The sequence below is a fragment of the Anaerosacchariphilus polymeriproducens genome (assembly GCF_003363435.1).
Classification (GTDB): Bacteria; Bacillota; Clostridia; order Lachnospirales; family Lachnospiraceae; genus Anaerosacchariphilus; species Anaerosacchariphilus polymeriproducens.
In genome coordinates this window covers 105,524-131,969 of sequence record NZ_QRCT01000019.1, presented here as the reverse complement: position 1 = coordinate 131,969, position 26,446 = coordinate 105,524, and the positions used below count along the sequence as shown (strand labels likewise).

29 protein-coding genes are annotated in these 26,446 nt (G+C 33.1%); 28 read left to right on the top strand and 1 reads right to left on the bottom strand.

From position 1 onward, the window contains the following. Nucleotide 1: 1 nt before the first annotated feature. The 13 genes from DWV06_RS08030 (at nucleotide 2) to DWV06_RS07970 (ending at nucleotide 9,540) form a co-directional block, all read left to right on the top strand. Nucleotides 2–886, top strand: coding sequence for a 4Fe-4S binding protein (locus tag DWV06_RS08030; RefSeq protein ID WP_115481665.1), 885 nt, complete (start codon nucleotides 2–4; stop codon nucleotides 884–886). A gap of 222 nt (nucleotides 887–1,108) precedes the next feature. Then, nucleotides 1,109–1,504: a hypothetical protein gene (locus DWV06_RS08025; RefSeq protein ID WP_115481664.1), complete on the top strand. Its 396-nt coding sequence runs from the start codon at nucleotides 1,109–1,111 to the stop codon at nucleotides 1,502–1,504. A gap of 26 nt (nucleotides 1,505–1,530) precedes the next feature. After that, the gene (locus DWV06_RS08020) at nucleotides 1,531–1,827 is read left to right on the top strand and encodes a hypothetical protein (RefSeq protein ID WP_115481663.1); all 297 of its coding nucleotides are present in this window, start codon (nucleotides 1,531–1,533) and stop codon (nucleotides 1,825–1,827) included. Between the two features lie 22 nt (nucleotides 1,828–1,849). Continuing rightward, a complete protein-coding gene (locus DWV06_RS08015) occupies nucleotides 1,850–3,226 on the top strand; it encodes a hypothetical protein (protein WP_115481662.1) in 1,377 nt (458 codons plus the stop codon). Nucleotides 3,227–3,268: 42 nt separating this feature from the next. Then, nucleotides 3,269–3,727, top strand: coding sequence for a hypothetical protein (locus DWV06_RS08010; protein WP_115481661.1), 459 nt, complete (start codon nucleotides 3,269–3,271; stop codon nucleotides 3,725–3,727). Between the two features lie 45 nt (nucleotides 3,728–3,772). Beyond that, nucleotides 3,773–4,345 carry a hypothetical protein gene (locus DWV06_RS08005; protein ID WP_115481660.1) on the top strand — a complete coding sequence of 191 codons (573 nt, stop codon included), beginning with the start codon at nucleotides 3,773–3,775 and terminating at the stop codon, nucleotides 4,343–4,345. Then, nucleotides 4,336–4,740, top strand: a complete 405-nt coding sequence (locus DWV06_RS08000) for a hypothetical protein (protein ID WP_115481659.1) — start codon at nucleotides 4,336–4,338, stop codon at nucleotides 4,738–4,740. The genes DWV06_RS08005 and DWV06_RS08000 overlap by 10 nt, the downstream gene beginning before the upstream one ends. A 421-nt stretch (nucleotides 4,741–5,161) precedes the next feature. Further along, nucleotides 5,162–5,836, top strand: a complete 675-nt coding sequence (locus DWV06_RS07995; RefSeq protein ID WP_115481658.1) for an esterase/lipase family protein — start codon at nucleotides 5,162–5,164, stop codon at nucleotides 5,834–5,836. 160 nt (nucleotides 5,837–5,996) lie between these two features. Further along, on the top strand, nucleotides 5,997–6,299 hold the full coding sequence (locus tag DWV06_RS07990; protein ID WP_115481657.1) for a hypothetical protein: 303 nt from the start codon (nucleotides 5,997–5,999) through the stop codon (nucleotides 6,297–6,299). Between the two features lie 52 nt (nucleotides 6,300–6,351). Further along, entirely contained in the window at nucleotides 6,352–7,320 is a 969-nt protein-coding gene (locus DWV06_RS07985) for a metal ABC transporter substrate-binding protein (protein ID WP_115481656.1), read from the top strand. A 1-nt stretch (nucleotide 7,321) separates the two neighbouring features. Beyond that, entirely contained in the window at nucleotides 7,322–8,035 is a 714-nt protein-coding gene (locus tag DWV06_RS07980; RefSeq protein WP_115481655.1) for a metal ABC transporter ATP-binding protein, read from the top strand. Then, on the top strand, nucleotides 8,025–8,843 hold the full coding sequence (locus tag DWV06_RS07975; protein WP_115481654.1) for a metal ABC transporter permease: 819 nt from the start codon (nucleotides 8,025–8,027) through the stop codon (nucleotides 8,841–8,843). Before DWV06_RS07980 ends, DWV06_RS07975 begins: the two co-directional genes overlap by 11 nt. A 4-nt stretch (nucleotides 8,844–8,847) precedes the next feature. Next, nucleotides 8,848–9,540 (top strand): TIGR03943 family putative permease subunit, encoded by a 693-nt coding sequence (locus DWV06_RS07970; protein ID WP_115481653.1) that lies wholly within the window; start codon nucleotides 8,848–8,850, stop codon nucleotides 9,538–9,540. A 49-nt stretch (nucleotides 9,541–9,589) separates the two neighbouring features. Here DWV06_RS07970 and DWV06_RS07965 read toward each other — a convergent pair whose 3' ends face one another. Then, entirely contained in the window at nucleotides 9,590–10,552 is a 963-nt protein-coding gene (locus DWV06_RS07965; protein ID WP_115481652.1) for a fibronectin type III domain-containing protein, read from the bottom strand. A 319-nt stretch (nucleotides 10,553–10,871) separates the two neighbouring features. Between DWV06_RS07965 and aguA the strand changes: the two genes are divergently transcribed. From aguA to DWV06_RS07895, 15 genes are all read left to right on the top strand, one after another. Then, on the top strand, nucleotides 10,872–11,987 hold the full coding sequence (gene aguA, locus DWV06_RS07960; protein ID WP_115481651.1) for an agmatine deiminase: 1,116 nt from the start codon (nucleotides 10,872–10,874) through the stop codon (nucleotides 11,985–11,987). A gap of 24 nt (nucleotides 11,988–12,011) precedes the next feature. After that, a complete protein-coding gene (aguB, locus tag DWV06_RS07955; RefSeq protein WP_115481650.1) occupies nucleotides 12,012–12,890 on the top strand; it encodes an N-carbamoylputrescine amidase in 879 nt (292 codons plus the stop codon). 123 nt (nucleotides 12,891–13,013) lie between these two features. Continuing rightward, on the top strand, nucleotides 13,014–14,462 hold the full coding sequence (locus tag DWV06_RS07950; protein ID WP_115481649.1) for an aminotransferase class I/II-fold pyridoxal phosphate-dependent enzyme: 1,449 nt from the start codon (nucleotides 13,014–13,016) through the stop codon (nucleotides 14,460–14,462). Nucleotides 14,463–14,488: 26 nt separating this feature from the next. Then, nucleotides 14,489–15,334, top strand: coding sequence for a polyamine aminopropyltransferase (speE, locus tag DWV06_RS07945; protein WP_115481648.1), 846 nt, complete (start codon nucleotides 14,489–14,491; stop codon nucleotides 15,332–15,334). A gap of 30 nt (nucleotides 15,335–15,364) precedes the next feature. Continuing rightward, entirely contained in the window at nucleotides 15,365–16,564 is a 1,200-nt protein-coding gene (locus tag DWV06_RS07940; RefSeq protein ID WP_115481647.1) for a saccharopine dehydrogenase family protein, read from the top strand. A 26-nt stretch (nucleotides 16,565–16,590) separates the two neighbouring features. Then, the gene (nspC, locus tag DWV06_RS07935) at nucleotides 16,591–17,721 is read left to right on the top strand and encodes a carboxynorspermidine decarboxylase (RefSeq protein ID WP_115481646.1); all 1,131 of its coding nucleotides are present in this window, start codon (nucleotides 16,591–16,593) and stop codon (nucleotides 17,719–17,721) included. A 176-nt stretch (nucleotides 17,722–17,897) separates the two neighbouring features. Then, nucleotides 17,898–19,892, top strand: a complete 1,995-nt coding sequence (locus DWV06_RS07930; RefSeq protein ID WP_115481645.1) for an LTA synthase family protein — start codon at nucleotides 17,898–17,900, stop codon at nucleotides 19,890–19,892. A gap of 414 nt (nucleotides 19,893–20,306) precedes the next feature. Next, nucleotides 20,307–20,975 (top strand): cytochrome c biogenesis CcdA family protein, encoded by a 669-nt coding sequence (locus DWV06_RS07925; RefSeq protein WP_334294005.1) that lies wholly within the window; start codon nucleotides 20,307–20,309, stop codon nucleotides 20,973–20,975. Between the two features lie 31 nt (nucleotides 20,976–21,006). After that, a complete protein-coding gene (locus DWV06_RS07920; protein ID WP_115481643.1) occupies nucleotides 21,007–21,582 on the top strand; it encodes a TlpA family protein disulfide reductase in 576 nt (191 codons plus the stop codon). A gap of 89 nt (nucleotides 21,583–21,671) precedes the next feature. Further along, complete coding sequence (ccpM, locus tag DWV06_RS07915; protein WP_115481642.1) at nucleotides 21,672–23,096, top strand: Cys-rich peptide radical SAM maturase CcpM; 1,425 nt, start codon at nucleotides 21,672–21,674, stop codon at nucleotides 23,094–23,096. Beyond that, entirely contained in the window at nucleotides 23,093–24,169 is a 1,077-nt protein-coding gene (locus DWV06_RS07910; RefSeq protein WP_162300606.1) for a TIGR04066 family peptide maturation system protein, read from the top strand. Before ccpM ends, DWV06_RS07910 begins: the two co-directional genes overlap by 4 nt. 11 nt (nucleotides 24,170–24,180) lie before the next feature. Next, nucleotides 24,181–24,426: a hypothetical protein gene (locus tag DWV06_RS07905; RefSeq protein WP_115481640.1), complete on the top strand. Its 246-nt coding sequence runs from the start codon at nucleotides 24,181–24,183 to the stop codon at nucleotides 24,424–24,426. A gap of 23 nt (nucleotides 24,427–24,449) precedes the next feature. Then, nucleotides 24,450–24,623, top strand: a complete 174-nt coding sequence (locus DWV06_RS18345; protein WP_155522622.1) for a hypothetical protein — start codon at nucleotides 24,450–24,452, stop codon at nucleotides 24,621–24,623. Between the two features lie 172 nt (nucleotides 24,624–24,795). Continuing rightward, a complete protein-coding gene (locus DWV06_RS07900; protein ID WP_193726008.1) occupies nucleotides 24,796–25,695 on the top strand; it encodes a hypothetical protein in 900 nt (299 codons plus the stop codon). Between the two features lie 133 nt (nucleotides 25,696–25,828). Further along, the gene (locus DWV06_RS07895) at nucleotides 25,829–26,434 is read left to right on the top strand and encodes an undecaprenyl diphosphate synthase family protein (RefSeq protein WP_115481639.1); all 606 of its coding nucleotides are present in this window, start codon (nucleotides 25,829–25,831) and stop codon (nucleotides 26,432–26,434) included. The last annotated feature ends 12 nt before the right edge of the window (nucleotides 26,435–26,446 follow it).

Genomic DNA, 26,446 nt, shown 5'->3' with positions numbered 1-26,446 from the left:
ATTGGTTTTGAAAAATACAGTGAAGAGAAAGTTGATTCAAGTAGCAGCTTTTGGATTTACAAATGTACATATGGGAAATTTTATTGGCGGGAAGCTATATGAAGGGTCATGGAAGCAATTTTGTAATCCCGGATTAAACTGCTATTCCTGCCCGGCTGCAAATCTGGCTTGCCCGATAGGTTCATTACAGGCAGTCAGTAGTTCAATGGATTTCCAATTCAGTTTTTATGTTATTGGATTCTTACTTGCGATAGGGGTTTTACTGGGACGGTTTGTTTGTGGGTTTTTATGTCCATTTGGACTCTTTCAAGAACTACTACATAAGATTCCATTTCCTAAAATAAAACTATGGAAAGGATTTCTGTATATTAAATATTTTGTATTGATTGTATTTGTTATTTTGTTACCAATTGCAGTCACAAATTATATGGGAATCGGAAAACCGGCCTTTTGTCAGTTTATTTGTCCGGCAGGCACATTAGAAGGAGGAATTCCGCTCCTTGCGACACATAAAGAATTACAGCAGACCATTGGAAACTTATTTAGTCTGAAAATGATAATTTTGATTTTAGTAATTATAGGAAGTCTTAGTATTTACAGATTCTTTTGCAAAACATTATGTCCACTAGGAGTCATATATGGATTGTTGAATAAAATCAGTATATATCACTTGGAAGTAAACAAAAATCAATGTGTAGATTGTGGAAAATGCAGTAAAGTATGCAAAATGGATGTAGATCCTTTAAAAAACCCGAATTCAATTGAGTGCATACGATGTGGAGAATGTGTTTCTGAATGTCCCGTAAATGCAATTCATATAGGATTTAAAACATTGAAAAAAGAAAATAAGATTATAGGGGAAAGGACTTCCTCCTCTCTGAAATAAATATATTAAAGAAGGTTGCCAGTGGATTTTTTTGAAAATTCACTGGTGTTTTTCTTTGCCTAAAATTCCAGTTCAAATAACAATAAATACATTAGTTTTATATTGACACTTACCATATTTTCCCTTAAACTATTGAAGTATTACGTAAACTATGATTATAGTAAAGTGTAGGGATATGCTTGTTTATTAAGTTGTATAAATTATTATCAGGAGGGGAAATAAATGTTTGGTGCAGTTAATATAGGTGATAAAATCAAATTGACAAGTCAGTTAAAGGTACTGTTTGTGGAAAATACAGAAATGGAAACTATTTTACAGACTTTGGAGGAAGAAAAAATAAAGCTTAATGCAAAAATGAGTCAGATTATAAATTTGCAGGATGAAGTAGTAGCATATGATATAAGCCGAAATGGACTTTGGCAGGGAACGAAAGAAGAAATAGCAGAAAATGTCAAAAAGAATCTTACTGCTGAAATCAAAAATTATTACGATGCTTGTGAAGTTTTAATGAAAGAAATCAATGCGGCAATTGCAAAGACCAATGAAGAAATAACAAGGACTCAAGTCCAAATAAATGCAATGAAAGCTCAAATTTTATCTTTTGAGGGTGAAGATTAAGTTTGAATGAGGAGAGAGGAGCTAGTATGGGAAACACAAACAATCAAAAAGAAACGAAAATGGAATACACCAGTTATGAAAAGATCGTGAAAGAAATAGAAACCGGAGTGGAAGACATTTTGAAGGACATTACAAATAGTAAAATGAAAAGTCCCGGTACAGAATCGGTTGAATCATATTTAGAAGCGCAAAATCGAATGATTAAAATGGTTAAAATGTATAAGAATCATGTTTCAAAAGTCATTAAGGTTATGAAGCAATCGGAAAAAAATTTAAAAAAAATAGATGAAGTAGTAGCAAGTACAATAAATTTAGATAAATAAAGAAATGAGGTGAGATAAAATAATGATTTATATCGAAAAAAAAAAAGTAAAAGAAAATTTCAAGGATTATTGGTCGGATTGTTCTAAGATCAAGAAGAAAATAGAAGTGCTGCAACAGGCATTTGACAAATTCATCACGAACTCAGAATATACTGGTTTAGAAGCCGAAAGTGCAAAGCGTTTTGTAAAGGAAGTAGAGAAGAAAATCGCAAATGATATATGCCTGTCATTAGTAGAATTAAAAAAAATGGAGAAATCCTTTTTAGAAGACTTTGGGAAAGAAGTAGACAGTTCAGAAGAAGCTGTTATTTATTCAGATAAGTTACGCTTGATTCAACAGGATTTTAAAGATTTCAGTTCCGATTTTATCGAATACAAAAATGGAGTGAGTGAAATATATAATACATTACAATCTAAGTGTACAAAAATGGGAACTTTTACAATACCGGATTCAGAAAAAGTTAAAAAGGGATTTTTATTTCTAAAATCAGGTTCAAGAGGAGGCTCCATATTAGAAGGTGCAACAAAAGGTCTTGTTGCAGGTCTGAAAAAAGATTTTGAAACTTTTGATGAGGCACATAGAGATGATATAGATTACAGTAATTTTGAAAAGTTATGTGATTCAATAGAGAGTGATTTAGAGAAATGTAATTCTCATTTAGATGAAATTGATGCAAGTACAAATTGTGAGAATGTATATTTTAATATGAGACTGGAAGATTTTAATTCAAATAGTGACATCTATAAAGAAATTATAGCCGAAGAAGTGAAAAAAGAGATTTCTAAGGTTGACTTATCTCTAATGACACAAGAAGAACAGATGAACTATTTGAATCGTATAATGGAAACAGTGGTGAAAAAGATGCCGAATACAACAACAATTACGACTTCTGATTATAAAATTGAAATTCCTCTGGAGAATGGTCTGATTGCTTTTTATGAAGTGAATACAACATTTACCCCTTATTCAAGTGATTTTCCAATCAATTTTGGGACTACGGTAGAAAATCAGAAGCTGGCTTTGAAGAATTTGACTATTGCATTTTCGGAAGGGGATATAGATAGTGAACTTACAGTTCATTTGGATGGTGGTATAAGTAATACATATTCAGTGAGTGAAGAGAAGAAAACTTCAAGTCTTGATTTTACATTAGATTTTGATGGAAATTTAACTTCAAGTGCAAGTGTTTCTGAAGAATTTGCTGAAAAAAATACAATTACTTCATGTGTAGGGGTTAAAAAAATAAATAATAGCGATAATGATACTACGGAGACCAGTAACGAATATGAAATTGATTGGGATAAAGTTAAAGATGGAGCCTTAGTGGTAGGGGGCGTAGTCTTAGTTGGAGCTTTAATTTATGTTACCGGAGGTGCTGCAGCTGTGGCATTTATTTAGTAAAAGAGAATTATAGAAATAAAATGATAGAGGTGAAGGAATTTGAAAAAATTATTTAATGAAAGTTTAAAAGTAAGTATACCAGATGAATTTGTAGAAATTAGTGAAGAAGAAATTAAAAGTGTATATACGGGACAATATATTCCACAATATGTTTTTCAAGAATCAGAGCTTAATTCAGTGATTAGTTTTATGATGACAGATCATGAGTTGCTGGAAAAAGATATGGAAGCCTGTTTAGAAGAAAAAGCTAAAGTGTATGCCAGGATAGTACCCGGATTTGAGTATCGGGGATTAAGAAAAAAAGAGGTAAATGGTAAACTGTTTGGAGCTATGTTGTATAAATCTTATGCAATTGATCGTGATTTATTTAATATTCTTTTTATTACAAGTTTTAATAAAAAACAGTTAGTAATTAATGCCCATTGTACTTATGATGAATTTCCTGAGAAAAAATCCACATTTATGGATATTATTGAATCTATTATCGTGGATAGGTGATTAGTTGGATGAAATTATTAAAAAAGGGAAAGGAAAATATAAAAAATGATACAAGGTAGAAATATGATTTGTGGAAAGAAATTTATTAAAGTAGGAGTTATTTGCATTTTATTAATGCTTATTTGTAGTGGTTGTAACATGAAAACGAAAAAATATTTAATTCCTTCTACTGCCTTATTTGCACAAACGAATGGGCAGGATGGACTTGTTTCCAAAATTAAAGAAATGAATAAAGACCAAAAGTTTTGTACGGATATTCGAAAGACGGATGATGGAGGCGTTCTATTGGTTTTAACAGAAGAACAAAAAAAGAATATGCAAAGCCAGTATTTGAAAAATATGAAAAAGTTTGCAGATGGAATCAAGGGACTGGGAGATACGATTGAGATAAATAAAGACTATACAGAAATTACGTATTATGCTACTTTTAAAACTTTTTCAACATTAGATATAGGAGCGGTTATGTTTTATCTAGCAGGCTATCAGTGTCTTCAAATTCCGGAAAAAGGTGAGTGGAGTTTAAATGTTACTATAATCAATTCAGAAACAAATAAAATAGTGAAACAGATAGAGTTTCCAAAAGAGAATCTTGATATTGTTGGAGAAGATTGGAAGTAGGGTTAAAAAATAATGAAAAAAAAGGAATTGAGATGATAAAAAGAAAAGAAATAATGAAAGCAGGAGTTATATGTATATTATTCATGTTCATTTGTAATGGTTGTAACATGAAAACAAAAAGGTATTTAATTCCATCTAATGCCTTATTTGCACAAACGGATGGACAAGAAGGCTATATTTCTGATACAAAAGTAATGAATAAAGATCAAAATCTTTTTACAGATATCCGTAAATCAGATGATGGAGGCGTTATCATGGTTTTAACGGAAGAACAAAAAGAGAATAATCAAAATCTATGTCTTAAGAATGTAAAGAAGTTAGTTTGGGTTCAATTATTTATTTTAGTGCACAATATCAATGTCTACAAACTCCAGAAAATGGTGAGTGGAATATAAAATTTACTATGATAAATTCAAAAACTGGAAAAGTAATGAAACAACAAGAGCTTCCAAAAGAAAATATTAAAATCACCGCAGAGGATTGGAAGTAGTAAATATTTAAAGAAAAATAATTATAAGACACCATAAAACATTAAATATGCATTATGGTGTTTTTAAATGCTTTAAAAAAGGATTGCTCCCTAAAATATATAAAGCCAGAGAAGAAATTAAAAAATACCAAACACTATAATTTACATTATTTAGCAAAAAGATATTGACAAAATATTGCAAAAATGTTACAAATATTACAGGTAATGCAACAAGGCATTACGATAATGTTAAATACAACGCATTAATATATAATTCTAGATAGTATATTTGCTTGTATTTAATATGAGTAACTAGGTGAGTATAGTTTTATAGGAGGTATTTTTTAATGAAGAAACTAAAGAAACTGATTATTTTTGCTGTATTACTTTCAGTATTTACATTTAATTCTACTATTTTTGCATCTGCAGCAAGTAATAAAAATCCAGTAATAATGGTACATGGTCTTGGAGGAAGCAGTACAAACTTTTATATGATTCAGAATTATCTTGTGTCAAAAGGCTGGTCCAGAGATCAAATGACTGCTGTTGTTTTGCCGACTAAGACAGGAGATAACATTCTAAATTCAAGAGCTATTTCAAATGCAGTAGACAAATTATTAGCTCAAACAGGTGCATCAAAAGTTGATATTATTGCACACAGTATGGGAGGAGCAAACAGTCTATATTACATAACCAAGATGAATGGAGCACAAAAAGTAGATAAACTTGTGACTCTGGGTGGAGCTAATAGACTTGTAACATCTAGTGCGCCATCAGGTGTAGATGTAACATCAATTACAGGAACCGCTGATATGATAGTTGCGTCAAGCTTATCAAAATTAAATGGAGCAAATAATATCAGTGTACCTGGAGTAACTCATATAGGTTTATTAAGTAATAGTAAAGTTAATTCATTAATTGAAAAGGCTTTACTTAACAGTGAAAGCAACCAGGGATCAGGATCTTCAGATTCAAATTCAGGTTGGAATTGGCCGTATTTTAATTGGTTTTCCAGTAAATAAAATCTTATAATAAACTGTTAAAATAATAGAGTCAGTAGAATTTTTAAAATATTCTACTGACTTTTTTTCGACTTAATATTGACATATGCCGAAAATAATTATAATATCAATATGTGTTTAGACATACAGATTAGGGATGACGGCATTTAGGAGGTTACAAATGTTAATAATGGATAAAAAACGAATGTTGACATGCTTTCTTGTAATTGTAATTCTTTTCCTCCCAATCTTTTCTCATGGTTTTATTATTAAACATTTAAATCATCATTGTACAGGTGAAAAATGTCCGATATGTGCAGCGATTAAAAGAGCAGAAGCTTTGATCAATGAAATTGGATCGGCAATACCAACTGTACTTCTATTAATAGTATTTTTCTGCTTTTCTGCAGTTTGTTTACCCATTAAAAATCAAATATTTCTATTGAGAACTCCGGTTAAATTAAAGGTGAGAATGGATGATTGAATACAAGCTATTCTATTCATAATTGCAATTAATTTAAAATTGGAGGATTAAAATGAGAAAAATATATAAAAAAATATTTATGTTACTGGTATGCGTGGTTATGCTGGTAGCTTTAACTTCATGCGGAAAAAAAGCGGAACCTACGAAAGCAGAAGCAGATAATGGGAAGCTGAATGTAGTTGCTACCATTTTCCCTGAATATGACTTTCTTCGTCAGATTGCAGGAGACCATATTAATTTGAAACTTCTTTTGAAACCAGGGGCTGAAAGTCATAGTTATGAGCCAACGCCTCAAGAGATTTTAGAAATTCAGAATTCAGATCTATTCGTTTATGTTGGTGGAGAAACAAATCAATGGGTGGCTGATATTTTAGATTCCATGAAAGAAAGTGAGAAGAAATCGATTACATTAATGGAATGTGTAAAAGCATCTCAAAAAGGAATACAGACAAGTGAAACAAATGCAGTACAGACGGAGGATTCAAATGAAAAAGAATTAGATCCACATGTATGGACATCTCCCAAATATACGATTATGATTGTTCAAAAGCTTTGCGACAGACTTTGTGAAATAGATCCGAATCATGCAGAAGATTATAAGAAAAATACAGAATTCTATAGGAAACAACTGGCCGATTTGGATCACGAATTTCAAGATATTGTTGATCATGCAGCCAGAAAAGAAATTATCGTTGGTGATAGATTCCCGTTCCGAAATTTTGTAAAAGCATATGGATTGAAGTATTATTCAGCGTTTCCGGGCTGCGCGACTGAAACGGAGGCTAGTGCAGAGACGGTCACAAAGTTGGTAGAAAAAGTGAAGGAAGATAAAATACCGGTGGTATTTCATATTGAATTTTCGAACGAAGAAATGTGTGATTCGATTTGTAGTGCAACAGGTGCCAAAAAGGAACTTCTGCATGCAATTCATAATGTCAGCAAGGATGATTTTGAGAAAGGAATTACTTACATAGAAATTATGAAGCAGAATGCAAAAGTACTTAGGGAGGCCTTAAATTAAGATGAGTCTGATCAATTGCAAGAATGTTTCTTTCTCTTATGAAGGAAGGACAGTTATCTCAAATCTTAATTTTGAAGTGGAAAAGGGACAATTCGTATGTATTATAGGGGAAAACGGAGCTGGTAAGAGTACTTTGATAAAAGGAATCTTACAACTGAAGAACCCTTCATCAGGCAGTATATTTTTAGGCGATGGATTAAAGGAAAAACAGATTGGTTATCTGTCGCAGCAAACGATTGTACAGAGAGATTTCCCTGCAAGTGTTTTTGAAGTGGTGTTGTCAGGAAGACTTAATAACCAGGGGTTTCTTCCTTTTTACAAAAAATCAGATAAAGATTATGCAAAGAAACAATTAGAATTTTTGGAAATTGGTGATTTAAAAAATAGATGCTATAGAGAATTATCCGGAGGTCAACAGCAGAGAGTGCTATTGGCAAGAGCCCTTTGTGCCGGAAGAAAACTGTTGGTGCTAGATGAACCGGTAACGGGACTTGACCCGGTAATGTCAGCTGAAATGTACCGATTGATTGAGAAATTAAATAAAAAAGAGGACAGGACGATTATCATGGTCAGCCATGATATTAAAGAAGCAGTTGTTTATGCAACACATATTTTACATTTAGGAAAGGGGCAGTTGTTTTACGGCTTAAAAGATGACTATATAAAAAGTGAAGTTGGAAAATTTTTTTTAGGAGGCAGAATGAATGATACATAATTTTTTGCAGATGTTGTCCTATCCGTTTTTGATAAATGCGTTAATTGTAGGTATTCTGGTATCTCTTTGTGCTTCCTTGCTAGGAGTCAGTCTGGTTCTGAAACGGTATTCAATGATAGGAAACAGCCTCTCTCATGTGGGTTTTGCAGCTTTAGCAGTGGCATATGCAATGAATGCCGCACCACTTACATTAGCAATTCCGGTTTGTGTCATAGCAGCTTTTTTATTGCTTAGGATGAAAGAAAGCAGCAAGTTAAAAGGAGACGCAGCGACTGCGTTGTTGTGTAGTGGAGCTCTGGCAGTCGGTGTTATGACTATTTCTATTACGTCCGGGATGAATACAGATGTATGCAATTATATGTTTGGAAGCATTTTGGCAATGAGTGAATCAGATGTTAGGCTTTCTATTATATTATCAATAGGAGTTTTGGTCTTGTATGTTATTTTTTATAATAAGATATTTGCTGTTACGTTTGATGAAACGTTTGCAAAAGCAACAGGGACTTCCAGCAATTTGTATAATATGCTGATTGCCCTTTTGACTGCAGTCACCGTAGTATTGGGAATGCGGATCATGGGGACCTTGCTTATATCGAGTTTAATTATATTTCCCTCACTTTCAGCGATGAGGATATGTAAACGTTTTTTCACTGTTGTAATATGTTCCGCAATATTTTCAATTATTTGTTTTGTAGCAGGAATTTATTTCTCGTTCCTTTACTCAACGCCTACAGGGGCGAGTATTGTAATTGCTGATATTATTTTATTTTTCATATTAGCAGGATTCGAAAAGATTAAGGAGAGATAACAGAATGAATAGAAATAAAAAAAAGACCTTATTATTTTGTGTTTTTATCAGCATCATGATATATGCAATGACAGGTTGTGGGAATCGCCAGAATGCTTCCTTTAATAATAAAATGAAATCTAAGAATTCAGAACAAACTTCAGATTCTAATGCGTCAAAAGATCCAAATGCTACAGGGGATCCGGAATATCAAGCTTTTATGGAAGCAAAATCACAAGAGGAATCCAAGGATAAAGAGGCAGACAAAAAGAAACAAAAAAAAGATTTCGGAGCACCCGATGATACCGGAAGAGTCGGTTATCAGCAAGATATTGAAACAGACAAAAAAAACTTTGATGGTAATGTAGATATTGTGGTAGGAGATAATCTTTATGAGACCCAGATAAATGACTGGTATGTGAATTTTCCCAAATATGAAGGAAAAGTAGTTGAAATAGAAGGTTATTTTATTAATGATTTTGCACCTTATACATTTGTTGGAAGATATGGACCTACTTGTCCTTATTGTAATGGGGGCTATGTCAGCTTTGAATTTTATACAAAGGAAGACTTATCAAGTTTTAAGTCAGTAAAAGATTGGATTAAAGTAACAGGAATTCTTAGAAAAGGAGAGGATTCCAATGGAGTCTTTTATTATATTGAAACCTTGTCCATAGAGAAAATGGATAAAGTAGGAAAAGATACCGTATCCAATTAAAAGGGCAGAGCCGTTTTGGCTCTGCCTCTAATTATATGTAAATCATTATTTATTTATATCCAAATGAACTATTTTTGTTGTTCCAATAATATAAGGAAGAAGATCTATAAGTTCTTTTTCCTATTTTTTTCTTGGTAATAACATAAACGTAATAAGTTTTTTTCGCTGAGAACTTCTTGCCTTTTAATTTAGAAATAGTAGCTTTTGTAGTATTTTTTCCAACTGATTTAACTTTTTTATATCCGGAAGTTTTTTTCGTTGAAACATAAACATCATATCCGGTTGCACCACCTACTTTTCCCCAGGAAACTTTTAATTTCTTTCCAGAAACTTTTACAGATTTGATTCTAGGCTGGTTGAAACAAAAAATAGTTGACCATTTTGAATAGTAAGTTTTTCCATTCAATTTAGTATAAGATCTGACATGAACCGTATAGATTTCATCTTTCATATTTGAAAAAGACGCGGAATCATAATAACCTGAATTATAATTAAGTTTTTTAACAATTTTACCTCTGCTGTTTTTGAGCTCAACCTGATAACCATCCACTCCAGATGCTCTATTCCATGAAACATTTAATACTTTTATAAAATAATACCATTTATCCTGTTTTAAATTTTTCACAGTATTAGGTAAAGTTTTTACATAAGTATATTCGTAATCGCCTTCTTCACCTGAAGCTGAATAACCGATTACTTTAATATCATACTCAGTACCATCTGCTAAATTACCAAATGTATAGTTTTTTGCTTGCGTAGAACCGAAATATTTATATTGGTAAGATGAATTAACTCGAATATAAATATTGAACTTAACTGTTTCTGCGTCAGAAGTCCATTGAATTGTTGCACTGTTAGTTGTTGCATTAGTTTGTCTAAGATTACTGATATCTCCATAATAATAGTAAGCATTAACTTTCATTGAATTAAATCCAAGAAGCAAACAAACCATAATAGCTGCCGCAAAAAAGTGCGACACTTTTTTAACCATAGTTTCTTTTAAATTTTTCATACAAACTCTCCTTAAAAAATTATTTATATTTATTTTATCAAAATAAAATATATAATAGATTATTGTCAAAAGCAATCATAATGTAAAATTTTGTAAGGAATGTCAATAAATGCTCGGAATATTTGTACAAATTTATCGAGTTTTTTACAGATAGAAAAGAAAAGTATAGGTATTTAATATAATTCTATAGATTTAGAATTTAGTTGTATTGCAGAGTATAAGCTGATAAAATATAGAGTATTGAGAATAATTATAGATTAGATGACAATTTATTCTTTTCAATAGTTGTATGTGCACAGGCGCACAGATTGGAGTGAATATGAATATATTACAAACCAAACCAAAAGACGATGGTTATTATATGCCAGCTGAATTTGCACCGCATTACGGCTGCATTATAATATGGCCTGAAAGAGCAGATTCTTGGCAATATGGTGCGGTAGAAGCTAGAAAAGCCTTTGTAAAGGTAGCAGAAGCTATTTCACGGTCTGAAAAAGTGACCGTCTGTACCAGTTTTGAACAATATGAAACGGCTAGACAGATGCTCCCACCTCAAATCAGAGTGATTGAAATGTCCTCAGACGATTCCTGGGCAAGGGATTATATGCCTACCTTTGTGATAGATGGAAAGGGAGGTATCAGAGGTATTGATTGGTACTTTAATGCTTGGGGCGGGCTTGTAGACGGTCTCTATTTCCCTTGGGATCGAGATAATAAAATGGCGAGAAAGTTTTGCGATTTAATGGAAATAGACGTTTATAATGCCAGAGATTTTGTACTGGAAGGCGGTTCCATTCATGTAGATGGTGAGGGTACTGCATTAGTGACGGAAGCTTGTCTTTTAAGTAAAGGAAGGAACCCTGAGTTATCGAAAGAACAGATTACCGAAAAATTAAAAGATTATCTGGGCGTAGAAAAAGTGATCTGGCTTAAGCATGGTATTTATCGTGATGAGACGAATGAGCACATTGATAATATTTGTGCATTCACAGCACCGGGAGAAGTGGTTTTGGCTTGGAACGAGGATGTCAACGATCCGCAATATAAGATGTCATTGGATTGTCTGAATATTTTAGAAGGAGAGACAGATGCCAGAGGAAGGAAGTTGAAGGTACATAAACTTCCTTTACCGAAACCTGTACTGGTAGGAGAAGAATGTGAGGGGCTCATTGATTTTGACGGGGAACCTACAAGAGTTGAAGGAGAACGTTTAGCAGCTTCTTATGTCAATTTTTATATTGCGAATAAGGCAGTGATTATGCCGGGGTTTCAAGATCCGGCAGATGAAAAGGCAAAAGCCGTTTTAGAAGGGCTGTTTCCAGAAAGAGAAGTGATACAGATAGATGCCAGGGATATTTTGATTGGTGGAGGAAATATACATTGTATCACACAGCAGATACCGGCTTTTAAACATAAAAGTGAACAGAAACAATAGAATAGAAAGGCGGATACTTTAACAATGAGAAATGTTACGGTCGCAGCGATACAAATGGCTTGTAGTCATGATAGAAAAGAAAATTTAGATAAAGCAGAAAGCATGGTGAGGAAGGCAGCTAAACAGGGAGCAGAAATTATTTTGCTTCCGGAATTATTTGAATATCCATATTTTTGTCAGGAAAAAAGATATGAGTACTATAATCATGCACAGCCTGTTTCTGAAAATGAGGCCGTGAGAAGGTTTATAGAAGTATCGAAAGAACTAAATATCGTTATTTTAGTCAGTTTTTATGAACGAGATGGCAATCGGTTATTCAATTCAGCAGCAGTTATTGATGCAGATGGAACCATGCTTGGAGTATATCGTAAGACCCATATTCCGGACGATCATTTTTATCAGGAGAAATTTTATTTTAACCCTGGTGATACAGGATTTAAAGTTTGGGATACCAAATTTGCCAAAATAGGGGTAGGTATCTGTTGGGACCAGTGGTTTCCGGAAACGGCCAGATGTCTTGCACTTAATGGAGCAGAGTTAATATTTTATCCTACAGCAATTGGTTCAGAACCGATTCTAGAAACAGACAGTATGCCTCATTGGAGAAGATGTATGCAGGGGCATGCAGGAGCGAACCTGGTTCCTGTTATTGCTGCGAACCGGATAGGCACAGAAAAAATTGAGCCTTGTAAAGAAAATGCAGGTCAAGAGTCTTCGCTTTCTTTTTACGGTTCTTCCTTCATTACGGATGAAACCGGTGAAATAGTGAAAGAGGCGGCCAGGGACAAAGAAGAAATCATCCTGACTTCTTTTGATTTAGATGATGTGGAAGAGAAACGTCTGAGCTGGGGAATTTTTCGGGATAGAAGACCAAAAAGCTACGATACAATTACATTAAAATAGTGTTATAAATTTTTGTATAAAATAAGGTATAAATAATGTTTAAAAATAATCAATTTGTATATTGTATTTAGAGTGATTATGCTTTACAATGTTACTTACTATTTTTAGAAAGAGGTGTGTGGGATGTTATCTTTTACACAAGAAGATCTACCTATTTTCGATGCCTTAGAGAAACAAAGGCTGGAACGTCTTGTACATTTTGATGTGCCTGGGCACAAAGGTGGCAGGGGGAATAAAGAATTGAAACAATGTTTGGGAGAAACATGTGTGAAATTAGATGTTAATTCAATGAAGCCTTTGGATAATCTTTGTCATCCGTCTTCTGTGATAAAAGAAGCACAAAAACTAGCAGCAGAAGCCTTTGGCGCAGATGAGGCATTTTTTATTGTAAATGGTACTACAGCAGCTGTCCAGGGAATGATTATGTCTGTCTGCAAAGCAGGAGACAAAGTCATTATGCCTAGAAATGTTCATCGGTCTGCTATTAATGCACTTGTTATTAACGGAGCCATACCTGTTTACATAAACCCCGGTATTAATAAACATTTAGGGATTCCATTGGGAATGACGATGGAAGATGTGGAACGGACGATATTAGAGAATCCGGATGCCAAGGCAATCTTGGTCAACAATCCGACTTATTATGGTATTTGCTCCAATATAGTAGAGATTGTGAAACTGGCTCATAAGCATGGAATGTTAGTATTAGCGGATGAAGCTCACGGAACACATTTTTATTTTGGTGAAAATTTACCGATTTCAGCAATGGCCGCTGGAGCAGATATGTCAGCTGTCAGTATGCATAAAACCGGAGGTTCACTTACACAAAGTTCCTTACTTTTGACTAAAAATACGGTAAACGCAGATTATGTGCGTCAGATCATTAATCTTACACAAACAACGAGTGCTTCTTATCTATTACTTTCTTCTCTGGATATAGCCAGAAAGAATCTTGTCAAAAATGGAAAAGAGATGTTTGCAAGAATGCTTCAGATGGCGGACTATGCAAGAGAAGAGATCAACCGCATGGAAGGTTATTATGCATTTGGTGAAGAGTTGGTCGATAGAAACTTAACTTTTGATTTTGATCAAACAAAACTTTCTATTCATACAAGAGATATTGGTCTTGCAGGAATTGAAGTTTATGATATATTAAGAGATGATTATGGGATTCAAATTGAATTTGGAGATATTGGTAATATACTGGCTATCATTTCGGCTGGGGATAGAAATTTAGAGATAGAAAGATTAATTGCTGCATTATCTGAGATCAAAAGGATTTATAAGCGGGATAAAGCAGGACTATTCGATCATGAATATATCAATCCCAAAATTGTGATGGGACCACAAGAGGCATTTTACGCAGAGAAAGAATCCTTGCTTTTAAATGATTGTAGTGGAAGGATCTGTGGGGAATTTGTAATGTGTTATCCTCCGGGAATCCCTATATTAGCACCAGGAGAGAAGATTACGGATGATATACTTAATTATACCAATTATGCCAAAGAAAAAGGCTGTTTTATGACTGGTACAGAAGATATGAACATAGAGTATATCAATGTAGTAAAATAAGAAAAATATGGGAAGGGAAGGATGAAATGGAACTATGGTATACAGATCAACATACGGATAATGTCCGTTTTTCCATGAAAGTGGAGAAGGAATTAGTGAGTTTAGAAAGTTTCTATCAAAAAATAAATTTATTGAAAACGTATGATTATGGAAAAGTTCTGGTATTAGATGGTGAGCTCATGATTACTGAACGTGATGAATTTATATATCATGAAATGGCGGTCCATGTACCTATGGCAGTTCATCCCAAAGTGAAAAAAGTATTGGTGATTGGCGGGGGTGACGGTGGTTCAGCAAGAGAGCTTACCAAATATGATACCATTGAACAGATAGATGTTGTTGAAGTAGATGCAGAGGTCGTTCGAATCTGTAAAGAATTTTTTCCTGAGGTATCAGACAGCCTGTCAGATAAGAGAGTTAAGATTCATTTTGAAGAAGGAATTCGTTTTGCAAGAGGAATTTATGACGAATACGATTTGATCATAGTAGACTGTGCTGATCCTTACGGTCCGGCAGAAGGGTTGTTTACCCGTGAGTTTTATGGAATCTGCTGGAAGGCATTGAAAGAAGACGGAATATTGATTAATCAGCATGAGAGTCCTTATTATGAACAACATGCCAGAAGTGTTCAAATGGCACATAAACATATACAATTTTCTTTTCCATATAGTACAGTTTATCAATGTCATATACCATCTTATCCATCAGGACACTGGTTATTTGGATTTGCGTCAAAGAAATATGATCCAATCAAGGATTTAGATGATGAAAAATGGAATAATTTAGGGATACAAACCAGATACTATAATACAAAGCTGCATCAGGGAGCTTTTTATCTTCCCAATTATGTGATGGAGCTGCTGGAAATATAAGATAAAATAAGAGAGAGTGAGGAATGATAAATGGGTAGAGCGTTAATTATAGGAGCCGGAGGCGTAGCCAGTGTAGTTGTGCATAAATGTTGTCAAAATGCAGAAGTTTTTGAGGAAATCTGTATTGCAAGCAGAACAAAGTCAAAATGTGACGCATTGAAAGCAAAATTGGATGGTGGAAAGACTAAGATTACAACGGCACAGGTCGATGCAGACAAAGTGGAAGAATTGATTTCATTAATCAATGAATATCAGCCCGACATCGTAATTAATGTGGCTTTACCATATCAGGATCTGACTATTATGGATGCATGTCTGGCTACAAAAACTCATTATTTGGATACTGCTAATTACGAGCCGGAAGATACTGCGAAATTTGAATATAGCTGGCAGTGGGCATATAGAGAGCGTTTTGAACAGGCAGGTATTACAGCAGTTTTGGGATGTGGATTTGATCCGGGTGTTACCGGTGTCTTTTCTGCATATGCAGCAAAACATTATTTTGATGAAATTCATGAAATAGATATATTAGATTGTAATGGCGGCGACCATGGTTATCCATTTGCAACGAACTTTAATCCAGAAATAAATATTAGAGAAGTGAGTGCCAATGGAAGCTATTGGGAGAATGGACGTTGGGTTGAAACAGAACCGATGGAAATAAAAAAAGTCTACAATTTTGATCAAGTTGGAGAAAAGGATATGTATCTGCTACATCATGAAGAACTGGAATCTCTAGCGCTTAATATTAAGGGAATTAAGAGAATCCGTTTCTTTATGACATTCGGTCAAAGTTATCTGACTCATTTAAAATGTTTAGAGAATGTAGGAATGACTTCCATTGAGCCAATCGAATTTGAAGGAAAGCAAATTGTTCCGTTACAATTTCTTAAAGCAGTATTGCCGGATCCATCTACATTAGGTCCAAGAACAGTAGGTAAAACGAATATAGGATGCATCTTTAAAGGATTAAAAGATGGACAAGAAAAAACTTATTATGTATATAATATTTGTGATCACCAAGAGTGTTTCAAGGAAGTAGGTTCGCAAGCGATATCATATACCACAGGTGTCCCCGCAATGATTGGTGCTATGATGGTAATGAATGGAACATGGAAAAATCCGGGTGTTTATAATGTGGAAGAGTTTGACCCGGATCCATTTATGGATGCTTTGAATCAATGGGGATTACCATGGAAAGAAGATTTCAATCCTGTATTGGTTGATTAATAAATTTAGTTCAAGAGGAAATAAAGATGGATTTATATACAGTACCAACTCCCTGTTATATAGTTGATAAAGATAAATTGAAAAAGAATTTAGATACTTTAAAACATGTTTCTGAATCTACAGGTGCGCATATTCTTTTGGCTCAAAAAGCTTTTTCTATGTATAAACTTTATCCGTTTATTGGTGAATATTTAAGTGGAACGACAGCAAGCGGACTATATGAAGCCAGACTGGGATCTGAAGAAATGAGCGGAAAAGAGGTTCATGTTTTTTCGCCTGCTTATCAAGAAACGGACATGAAACAGCTTGTAAAGATTTGCGACCATATTGTATTTAATACTCCGGCTCAATGGAACCGTTTCCGTCATATGGTAGAGAATGCAAAGAAAAGAATCAGTTGCGGAATAAGAGTGAATCCGGAGTATTCAGAGATAGAAACGGATATTTATAATCCTTGTTTTACGAATTCCAGAATGGGAACGACATTAGAGAATTTGAAAGATGCGGATTTAAAAGGGATTGAAGGTCTACATTTCCATACAATGTGCGAACAGAATGCAGATGTTCTGGAGAGAACTTTAAAAGTTGTAGAAGAAAAATTTGGAGACTTGTTGTTTCAAATGAAGTGGATTAATTTTGGTGGTGGTCATCATATTACTAGAACGGATTATGATATTGAGAAATTAATTTCTTGCATCCATTCTATAAAAAGAAAATATGAAGTCGAAGTTTATTTGGAACCGGGAGAAGCAGTTGCTTTGCAGGCAGGTTATCTGGTGGCTACCGTATTAGATGTTATGAAAAATGGTATGGAAATCGCTATTTTGGATACGTCAGCAGCCTGTCATATGCCTGATGTGTTGGAGATGCCATATAGACCTGAAATAGAGGGAGCAGGAGATCCGGGTGAAAAAAAGGTTACCTATCGATTGGCAGGACCTACTTGTCTGGCAGGAGATATCATAGGAGATTATTCATTTGATTATAATTTGAAGCCTGGAGATAAAATAGTGTTTTATGATATGGCAATTTATAGTATGGTCAAGAATAACACATTTAATGGAATGCCTCTTCCTTCCATAGCGATTCAAGAGGGGGATAAGGTCGATGTAATTAAAACGTTTAGTTATGAAGATTTTAAAATGAGGTTGTCATAATAACTGGGATAAGGTCGAAGGGCTTTATCCTTTTCTTTGTGTTATTTAAGCATTTTGAGGGAAGTATATAGGAAAAAAATAGTTAACGAAATTAAAAATTAGTTGACAAATTATTTTTTTGAGAGTAGTTTAATTTAGGAAGGATTTTTTGAATGAGAAATTATTAGGAGGAAAAAATGAGTTTTAATAAAGATATACGTAAGAATATCATTAAAGTTTTGATTACAATAGTAATACTGATTTTATATTTAAAACTGCTTTCTTACGGAAGTTTTACAATATTTAATATAAAGAAATTATGTTGTAGTGTGCTTGTAATAGCATCAATAGCATTAATATGGATAAAAAATCCGTTAAATGAGAAATGGAATCAGATTTTAGCATGGATTTTGTTTTGGTTATCTCCATTAGTAAGTTATGCACTGATTGAGTTTTTTAATGGGACATTCTTCTTTAAAATGGAGTTGTTAAGTATATTTTTGAATCTATTTATTTATATTACTTTATTATTATTATTTCTGCTTATTACAAATAGAGTCAAAATCGCACCATTGATATTGCTTTGGACAAGCTTTTTATTTGGTATTATAAGTTTTAATGTATGTGTGTTTCGAGGTTCTGCTTTAGTTGTTTCTGATTTTGCAGCGATTTCAACAGCAGCAAGTGTAGCAGATGAGTATCATTTTAAAATGCGGGAGATGGATTATTTCATATTTTTTTCCTATTTATTGTTTTCTGTTGCTATATGTAAAGTGAAGTATCATAAAAAGCTGAACTGGAAAATCCGGGTTGCTAATTTAGCAGTATTTCTATTGTTGGCAGGTTATTTTGTTAATACTTTTTATTTAACGAATCAAACCGTGAAGTGGAATTACGGAATTAGTATATGGAATCCCCAAAAGACGTATCGGAAGATAGGAACCGCATTAACGCTGGCGATTAGTGGTAAATTTTTATTTCCAGAAAAACCGGATGGGTATACGGTTGAAAAAGTAAGAGAAATTACTCAGCCTTATATTGAAAAAAAAGAAAAAGAAAGTCAAATATCAGCAGAAAGTCCAAATGTGATTGTTATTATGAATGAAGCTTTCTCAGATTTTAGTATGATTGGAGATTTTAAGGTCAATCAGGATTATCTTCCGTTTTTCAGAAGTTTAAAAGAAAACACAATAAAGGGGAAGGCGTATGTTTCCGTTTTAGGTGGAAGAACTGCGAATTCTGAGTTTGAATTTTTGACAGGCACTACGTTAGCATTTTTCCCAAAATCCTCGGTACCTCTTCAGTTGTATGTAAAGAAGAAAATCCCGAGTATCAATTATATATTTAGGGATCAGGGATATTCCGGAATCAGTGCTTTACATCCATATAAACCAGAAGGGTGGGGGCGTAATAAAGCATATCCGTTATTGGGTTTTGATTCATTTATTACAAGGGATGCATTTAAGGATCCGGAATTGGTGAGAAAGTATATTTCAGATAAGGAGGATTTTAATAAAGTAATTGAAGAATATGAGAATTCACAAAAAGAATCTTCCGCTCCATTTTATATGTTTAATGTAACGATGCAGAACCATGGAGGTTATTCAACGAATTATGATAATCTACCCAGAATCATTAAAGTTACAGATAAAGAGCTAAATCAAGAACAATTTCAGGTGAATGAAGTCGAAAATTATCTCAATTTAATTAAAAAATCGGATTCAGCATTTGAATATTTAATCAAATATTTTGAGAAAGTGGATCGACCAACAATAATAGTGATGTATGGTGATCATCAACCGTTAATTGCAAAGTTTCAAAAAAGATTGTCAGAAAGAGATGGCAGCAGTGAAAAACTATACAATTATCAGGTACCATTTATTATCTGGGCTAATTATGAAATAGATAAGAAAAAGATTGAAAAAACAAGTTTGAATTACCTTTCCTCGCACCTTATGGACATAGCGGGTGTTCAAAAAACTGCTTATCAAGAATATTTATTAGATTTGTATCATGAAATACCGGTTATTAATGCATTCGGATATTTTGGTTCCGATGGAAAGTTTTATGAATTTGATGACATGAAATCTCCATATTATGAAAAAATTAAAGAATATCGATATTTACAGTATAATCAGATGTTTGATACAAAAAATAGAATAGATGCGTTTTTCTTTTTAAATAAAGAATAGAGCGAAAAAAATGCAATCGTATGATTGCATTTTTTTAAAGGAGAGAGTTCAAAACTCTTATCTATATAAAGGTGATAATTATTAGGCGAAGCAAGTCGACCAAGTGCATTTGCAAGCTATATCGGTTGCCTCATAAAATTATAAAATGTGACTCCTTTTGGAGCTAAAAATAGTATATCCAAAAATTGTGAATGGTGTGTGACGAGGTAGTAAAAATCGTATGAATAATAAATAAAAATAAAATAAAGAAAAATGTATTTATAGTTTATAAATATATTACTTATAAAATATTGTAGAATGTAAAATAAATAATAAAATAAAATGGAATTAAGTGATTTAATCACAGACAGATATTTATGAGATAACTATAATATTTATGCAAGTTAAATTTGAGAGAATAAAAAGAAAGGAGATGTGAAGTTGCCATATTTAATATCTTTTTTAGAGGGGATCATTACATTTATCTCTCCATGCTTATTACCGATGATACCTCTGTACATTACGTATTTTGCAAGAGGAAGTGAAAATAAGAAAAAAACATTAATCAATGCGGTCGGTTTTGTTATAGGATTTACAATTGTTTTTGTCTCATTAGGAGCTTTTGCAGGAAGTCTTGGAAGTCTGGTAAGAGGACATCGTAATATAGTAAATATTATAACCGGAAGTGTTGTTGTTGTTTTAGGACTTAACTTTCTGGGAATTATCAAAATAAATTTTTTGAACAGTACTCATAAATTACAGTTTGAAAATAAAGGAAACGGATTTGTAACATCCATTATTTTTGGTATTGTATTTTCCATTGGCTGGACCCCTTGTGTAGGAGCATTTTTAGGTTCTGCACTTATGCTTGCCTCAAAACAGGGTTCAGCATTACAAGGAATATTTATGCTGATTGCATATTCCATAGGTCTTGGAATTCCTTTTATTGTAAGTGCGTTTCTGATAGACAGAATGAAAGGGACATTTGATTTTATTAAAAAGCATTACAATATAATTAATAAAATAGCTGGTATTTTTTTGTTAATAGTTGGAATTGCTATGATGACGGGATATATGGGATATTTTTTATCATTTTTAAGTTAGGTAATTGTAATTATTTTTGAAAGGAGATAGCATGAATAAATATTTGAAACTGATTATCTTGATTGTAGCAATGCTTGTTTTGATTGGAGGAAGTACTTGGGCATATAAAGTATTTACTAATAAGTATAAAGAACAAGACAAATGGCAGATCTCAGACAACAAAGAAACCAATGGTCAGACAACAGATGAAAAGTATAAAGCTCCTGATTTTAAAGTATATGATGAGGATGGGAATACAGTCAATTTAGAAAGTAAGAAAGGTAAACCGGTTGTTTTAAATTTTTGGGCGAGCTGGTGTCCTCCGTGCAGATCGGAAATGAGTGATTTCCAAAATGTTTTTGACGAATTAGGAACCGAGGTTGAATTTATGATGATAAATATGACCGATGGAAAGAAGGAAACGCAGGAAAAGGCAATATCCTATATAGAAGAGCAAGGCTATACTTTTCCGGTATATTTTGATAAAAAACTGGAAGCAGCTAATATTTATCAGGTTTTTTCAATACCTACTACTTATTTTATTGATGCTGAGGGAAATATCTCTACTTATACAAAAAGAGCGATCGATGAGAAGACTTTACGAAAAGCAATAAATTTAATCCAATAATATAAAAAAATTTCCGGTAAACACTGGGAATTTTTTTTCTTATATAGGTTATCCTATTATATTAAAGAAAAGTAAGAGAGGGATTAAAATTGAAAAAATACATTTTCAAATGCTTCAAAACTCCAAAACAATACTATGTTTATGATAGACATACCAATACTGTATTTTCCGTATCAGAAAGTGAATATAATGAATTTTGTCGTATTGAAAATGGAGTATTGGAAGCTGATGAAAGCGATATTTTTCAAAAGTATCAAAAAATGGGCGTATTGCAGGAAAATATAATAGAAGAAATTGAGCATCCGGCTATGATTTATTTAGAACATCATTCAATGAACCGCTTATATCAATTAATCTTACAGGTTACACAGCAGTGCAATTTGCGGTGTAGTTATTGTGCGTATTCTGGAATTTATGAAAATAATAGACAACATTCCAATAAAACAATGGATTTAGAGACGGCAAAAAAGGCAATTGATTTTTTTGTAGAGCGAACATTAGAGATGGATAAAATCCATATCTCTTTTTATGGAGGAGAACCGTTATTAGAATTTGATTTAATCAAAAAATGTGTAGAATATGCAAAAAGCAGAGTGGAAGGTAAAGAGTTGACTTTTGGAATAACTACAAATGGTACCTTATTAACGGATGAAGTAGTTTCTTTTTTATGGGAAAAAGAGTTTCAATTAATGATTAGTTTGGATGGTTCAAAACAAGAACATGATATGAACCGGAAATTTCTTTCGGGAGAAGGTTCTTTTGATATTATCATGGCTCATGTAAAAAGAATCAAAGAAAATTACCCTGAATATGGTAAGAAAATCATGTTTAATACCGTAATTAATCCAAAGGCAAATTTAAGTTGTGTTATGGAATTCTTTAATACAGATGATATATTAGGGGATAATCATATTATATTTAATAGTGTAAGTCCGGATGGATTAAAAGTAAATATGGATTATGATGAAAGTTACAATATTATAAGAAAATATGAATATTTAAAATTACTGCTAATGTTAATAGGGAAAGTTTCAAAAGATAGTGTTAGTAAATTAATGTTAGACGCTTCTGTACAAAATAAGGAGTTTTATAGTATTTTAAATAAACATTATCCAATTTTAAAAAAATTTCATCATAATGGTCCCTGTATGCCTGGAATAAGAAGGTTATTTGTATCCACAGAAGGAAAATTTTTTCCATGTGAAAAAGTAAGTGAAACCTCAGATTTTTACTGTATTGGCTCCTTAGATACAGGATTTTCGTTAGAGAAAATGAAAAAACTATTAAATATAGGTGAGATTACGAAAGAAGAATGTAAAGATTGCTGGATTCTCCAAAACTGCTCAATTTGTGCAGATCAATTTGAATTAAGTGAAGATTGTTCTGTTTGTAAAAAAAGTAAACTTGAAAAATGTGATGCAGAGAAAAACAGAATCATTGATGATATTTACGAAATCTGTGTTTTAAGAGAATTTGGGTATGAGCCATTGGTAGAAAGTGAGGCAGCATTGTGAAGAATTTAGTGGTCTATCCATACAACCACGATGTAGAAATATTGTTGAAATATAAGGAGTGGTTAATGGATTATCATATTACAGGTGCAGTATCTTTTAAAGAACATTCTCTTATCATGGAAAAGCTTCAAAAGAAACATAAGTTTATGGAATCTCAAAATCTCAAGTCTGTGTTGGATTTTGCACAAATTTTATATTTATGTGATCCAATGGGCGAGTATATTTCAGAACAATATTCATTTGCCATAGAGGAGGCTGTGAAAAATAAAAAAGAAATTCTTTTGAGCAGAGCACTTTTTAATAAATTGAACGATCAACTGTTGAAAAAAAACAGATTAAGGCCAGAATGTATTTTGAAAAACGATTATATTATGAAAAATGTATATAATACTAATCGTTTATTAGAACTACCGATTCCTGTGATTGCAATTGCAGGCTTAGGAGAAAAATGCAGTAAATTTGAAACGCAGATCTTGGTGAACCAAGTTGTTAGTGAGATGGGATACCGACCACTTACTTTTTCAACGAATATTTTGGGGAGTCTGTTTGGAATGTATAGCCTGCCTGATATGTTATTTGGGAAAGAGTTTTCATATCAAGAAAAAATTATTCAATTCAATCATTATGTTTATGATATTTGCAAAAGTCAGAATCCGGATGTAATTATAATAGGTTACCCAAGTGGAGTTATGCCTTTGGGTGAACACTATTACAATTATTTTGGGGAGATTCCTTCCATTATGTCGTATGCGGTACCGTCTGATATTGGAATTTTGAATCTTTATTATGCTGAAAATATGGAGGAGGAATATCTTAAGAATTTACAAAATTATTGTATGCAAAAATATAGTTTTCCCGTAGAGGCATTTTGTGTGGCAGCCCAAAGAGTAGAATATTCTCCAGCAGATAAAGTATTTGAGTTCTATTTTTTAGGTGATGAATTTTTGGAAAAGCATTATCCGCAAATAGATCAAAATAGTTTGCGTATGATTAATATAACTGATATATGTGGAGCGAAACAAGTAATTGAATCACTGATTCAGTTATTAGAACAGAATGTTAATAGTTTATAGGAGTTAAAAAAATGATAGAAGAGTTAGAGGATGTTGAAAAACGGATACAAAATACCATCTATAAAATATGTGGTAAAAAAATTGAAGATATAAATTCTAATTTACTGAGTGAAAAAAATCAGGTGATTTTGGTTGACTGGCTGTATGTTTTAGAGGAATTAGAGAAAAACTATCATTATCCGGTATATAAAATATTGGAAAAGAGTAATTATACAATATTTACAATTCACAACTTGGCAAAAAGAATAATATCCTAATGTAATTTGAAAGGAGCATATTTATGAAACAATTGAACAAGCGTTTTGAAAAGCCGATGAATAATGTAACAGCTTATGTAAGATGTTATAGCTGCTATGTGAATTGCTGGTGTAAAAAGGATTCTACTGCAGATTCTCAACAACAGACACAGCAGGCTTGGCAGCGTGCTAATAATTATAACTTCAGTAATGTATAAGCTGTAAAATGTATGTGGGTAGAAATATAGTAATTGCTGTCCTTAATCTGAAATTTAAGATTAAGGACAGTTTTTTTATTGTATAAAATATTAAAAAATTTGTGACAATTCTAAAAAAATCATCATATTATATTCCAACCATGTAGTTAATTTTTAGGAGAGGATAAATATTATGGTAACCAGACAGGAATGTAGTAATACAGTTGATTATTCTACGGTTATAGGCGACGTTATTTTGCCATTTCGTTTTACTTTAAATTTGGAGGATTCAATTCTTTTTCCAGAAGCTGGTGAATTACAAAAGTTTTGTTATGATATTGTAGGGGTAGGAGAAGATACGAGTGAATTTGGCGACTTAAGTCACTTTTTATTTGGTATTTGTGAGAATATTACACTGGATACGATTGCATCTGTAACGGTTGTAATTGATGGAATTCCACAAGAAGTAATTTTGGGTGAAAATGTTGAAATAAAAACGCCTGCTAATCCTGATAATCCAACAGGCTGTTTAGGTCTTAAATTTGATTTTGGACTGAATAAAGCAGGAGGGACAATGCAGGTTTGCTATGAATTAAATCAGACATACGAAGTTGGCCCAGTCAACGTATGTTTATTTGGTGCGAATACTACAGCAACAGGTTTGGCTATTTGTGGTCCGGTTTGTAGTTTGGGACCGGGTTGTGATTCTGTATTTTATCAGATTGAAACGGTTTGTGTTCCAGTAAAAATAACTCCTTTTGCAGATCCGGGAGAAGCTACAGCAACCTGTTGTGGTGAGCCAACTATAGTTAATGGAGGGACATCATGTCCGGGAGCTTCAGGAAGCTGTTTCTTTACAGTTACGCAAAGATTATGCATTAGAATACCAATTTCATTTGGAGCTGTAATTGAAACAGGTGATGCAAAGGTACAATGTGGTGAAGTTACTGAAGTTGAGTGTGATTGTTCCGAACCGGCAATACCCGCAGATGGAATTGGAACTGTAAGAAAACGTAAATGTGGTTGCAATACGGAATCTTTAGATAATATTACTTCTAGCAGATCAATATTTACGAAACCGAAAAAAAGTTAATCTGTAAATGATAAGGAAGAAATCTTAAGGATTTTGTCCTAAGATTTCTTCCTCTAAAAAAATTACCAAATAATTGATAAAATTGGAATAATGAGGAATACTTCTAATAGAAAAAATACTAAGGAGTGTAATTATGAGAATTCCCAGACATATAGGCATTATTCCAGATGGTAACAGAAGATGGGCGAAAGCAAACGGTCTGAAAAAAGAAGATGGGTACGAATATGGTCTGACCCCTGGACTGAAGCTTTTGCGGGAAGCTAAGAAATATGGTGTAAAAGAGATTACTTATTATGGCTTTACGGTTGATAATTGTAAACGTCCTAAGGAACAGGTGAAAGCATTTCAAGAGGCTTGTGTTGAAGCCGTCAAAATGATAGAGAAAGAAGATGTATCGCTTCTGGTAATTGGAAATACCGAATCCGAATGCTTTCCTAAAGAACTGTTAGCGTACACAAAAAGAGGTAATCATATCAATCAGGAAAAGATAAGAGTAAATTTCCTGGTGAATTACGGATGGGAATGGGATTTGAACGATGGTGTCAAATCAAAAGAGGTCTCTCGAATTGATATGATAATCCGCTGGGGAGGGATGTGCCGTTTATCAGGTTTTCTGCCTGTGCAGTCTGTTTATGCTGATTTCTATATTATAAAAGATTTGTGGCCTGATTTTAAGGAAGAACAATTCGCAAATGCATTAGCATGGTATCAAAAGCAGGATGTAACATTAGGTGGATGAACCGTTGCATAA

Coding starts and splice junctions, on each gene's coding strand:
- DWV06_RS08015 (WP_115481662.1), top strand. CDS start 1,850: ATGATTTATATCGAAAAAAAAAAAGTAAAAGAAAATTTCAAGGATTAT.
- DWV06_RS07950 (WP_115481649.1), top strand. CDS start 13,014: ATGTTATCTTTTACACAAGAAGATCTACCTATTTTCGATGCCTTAGAG.
- DWV06_RS07900 (WP_193726008.1), top strand. CDS start 24,796: ATGGTAACCAGACAGGAATGTAGTAATACAGTTGATTATTCTACGGTT.
- DWV06_RS07970 (WP_115481653.1), top strand. CDS start 8,848: ATGAATAGAAATAAAAAAAAGACCTTATTATTTTGTGTTTTTATCAGC.
- DWV06_RS07930 (WP_115481645.1), top strand. CDS start 17,898: ATGAGTTTTAATAAAGATATACGTAAGAATATCATTAAAGTTTTGATT.
- DWV06_RS07980 (WP_115481655.1), top strand. CDS start 7,322: ATGAGTCTGATCAATTGCAAGAATGTTTCTTTCTCTTATGAAGGAAGG.
- speE (WP_115481648.1), top strand. CDS start 14,489: ATGGAACTATGGTATACAGATCAACATACGGATAATGTCCGTTTTTCC.
- DWV06_RS07920 (WP_115481643.1), top strand. CDS start 21,007: ATGAATAAATATTTGAAACTGATTATCTTGATTGTAGCAATGCTTGTT.
- DWV06_RS07985 (WP_115481656.1), top strand. CDS start 6,352: ATGAGAAAAATATATAAAAAAATATTTATGTTACTGGTATGCGTGGTT.
- DWV06_RS08025 (WP_115481664.1), top strand. CDS start 1,109: ATGTTTGGTGCAGTTAATATAGGTGATAAAATCAAATTGACAAGTCAG.
- DWV06_RS07975 (WP_115481654.1), top strand. CDS start 8,025: ATGATACATAATTTTTTGCAGATGTTGTCCTATCCGTTTTTGATAAAT.
- DWV06_RS18345 (WP_155522622.1), top strand. CDS start 24,450: ATGAAACAATTGAACAAGCGTTTTGAAAAGCCGATGAATAATGTAACA.
- DWV06_RS07965 (WP_115481652.1), bottom strand. CDS start 10,552: ATGAAAAATTTAAAAGAAACTATGGTTAAAAAAGTGTCGCACTTTTTT.
- DWV06_RS07995 (WP_115481658.1), top strand. CDS start 5,162: ATGAAGAAACTAAAGAAACTGATTATTTTTGCTGTATTACTTTCAGTA.
- aguB (WP_115481650.1), top strand. CDS start 12,012: ATGAGAAATGTTACGGTCGCAGCGATACAAATGGCTTGTAGTCATGAT.
- DWV06_RS08005 (WP_115481660.1), top strand. CDS start 3,773: ATGATACAAGGTAGAAATATGATTTGTGGAAAGAAATTTATTAAAGTA.
- DWV06_RS07990 (WP_115481657.1), top strand. CDS start 5,997: ATGTTAATAATGGATAAAAAACGAATGTTGACATGCTTTCTTGTAATT.
- nspC (WP_115481646.1), top strand. CDS start 16,591: ATGGATTTATATACAGTACCAACTCCCTGTTATATAGTTGATAAAGAT.
- DWV06_RS07905 (WP_115481640.1), top strand. CDS start 24,181: ATGATAGAAGAGTTAGAGGATGTTGAAAAACGGATACAAAATACCATC.
- DWV06_RS07940 (WP_115481647.1), top strand. CDS start 15,365: ATGGGTAGAGCGTTAATTATAGGAGCCGGAGGCGTAGCCAGTGTAGTT.
- DWV06_RS08020 (WP_115481663.1), top strand. CDS start 1,531: ATGGGAAACACAAACAATCAAAAAGAAACGAAAATGGAATACACCAGT.
- aguA (WP_115481651.1), top strand. CDS start 10,872: ATGAATATATTACAAACCAAACCAAAAGACGATGGTTATTATATGCCA.
- DWV06_RS07895 (WP_115481639.1), top strand. CDS start 25,829: ATGAGAATTCCCAGACATATAGGCATTATTCCAGATGGTAACAGAAGA.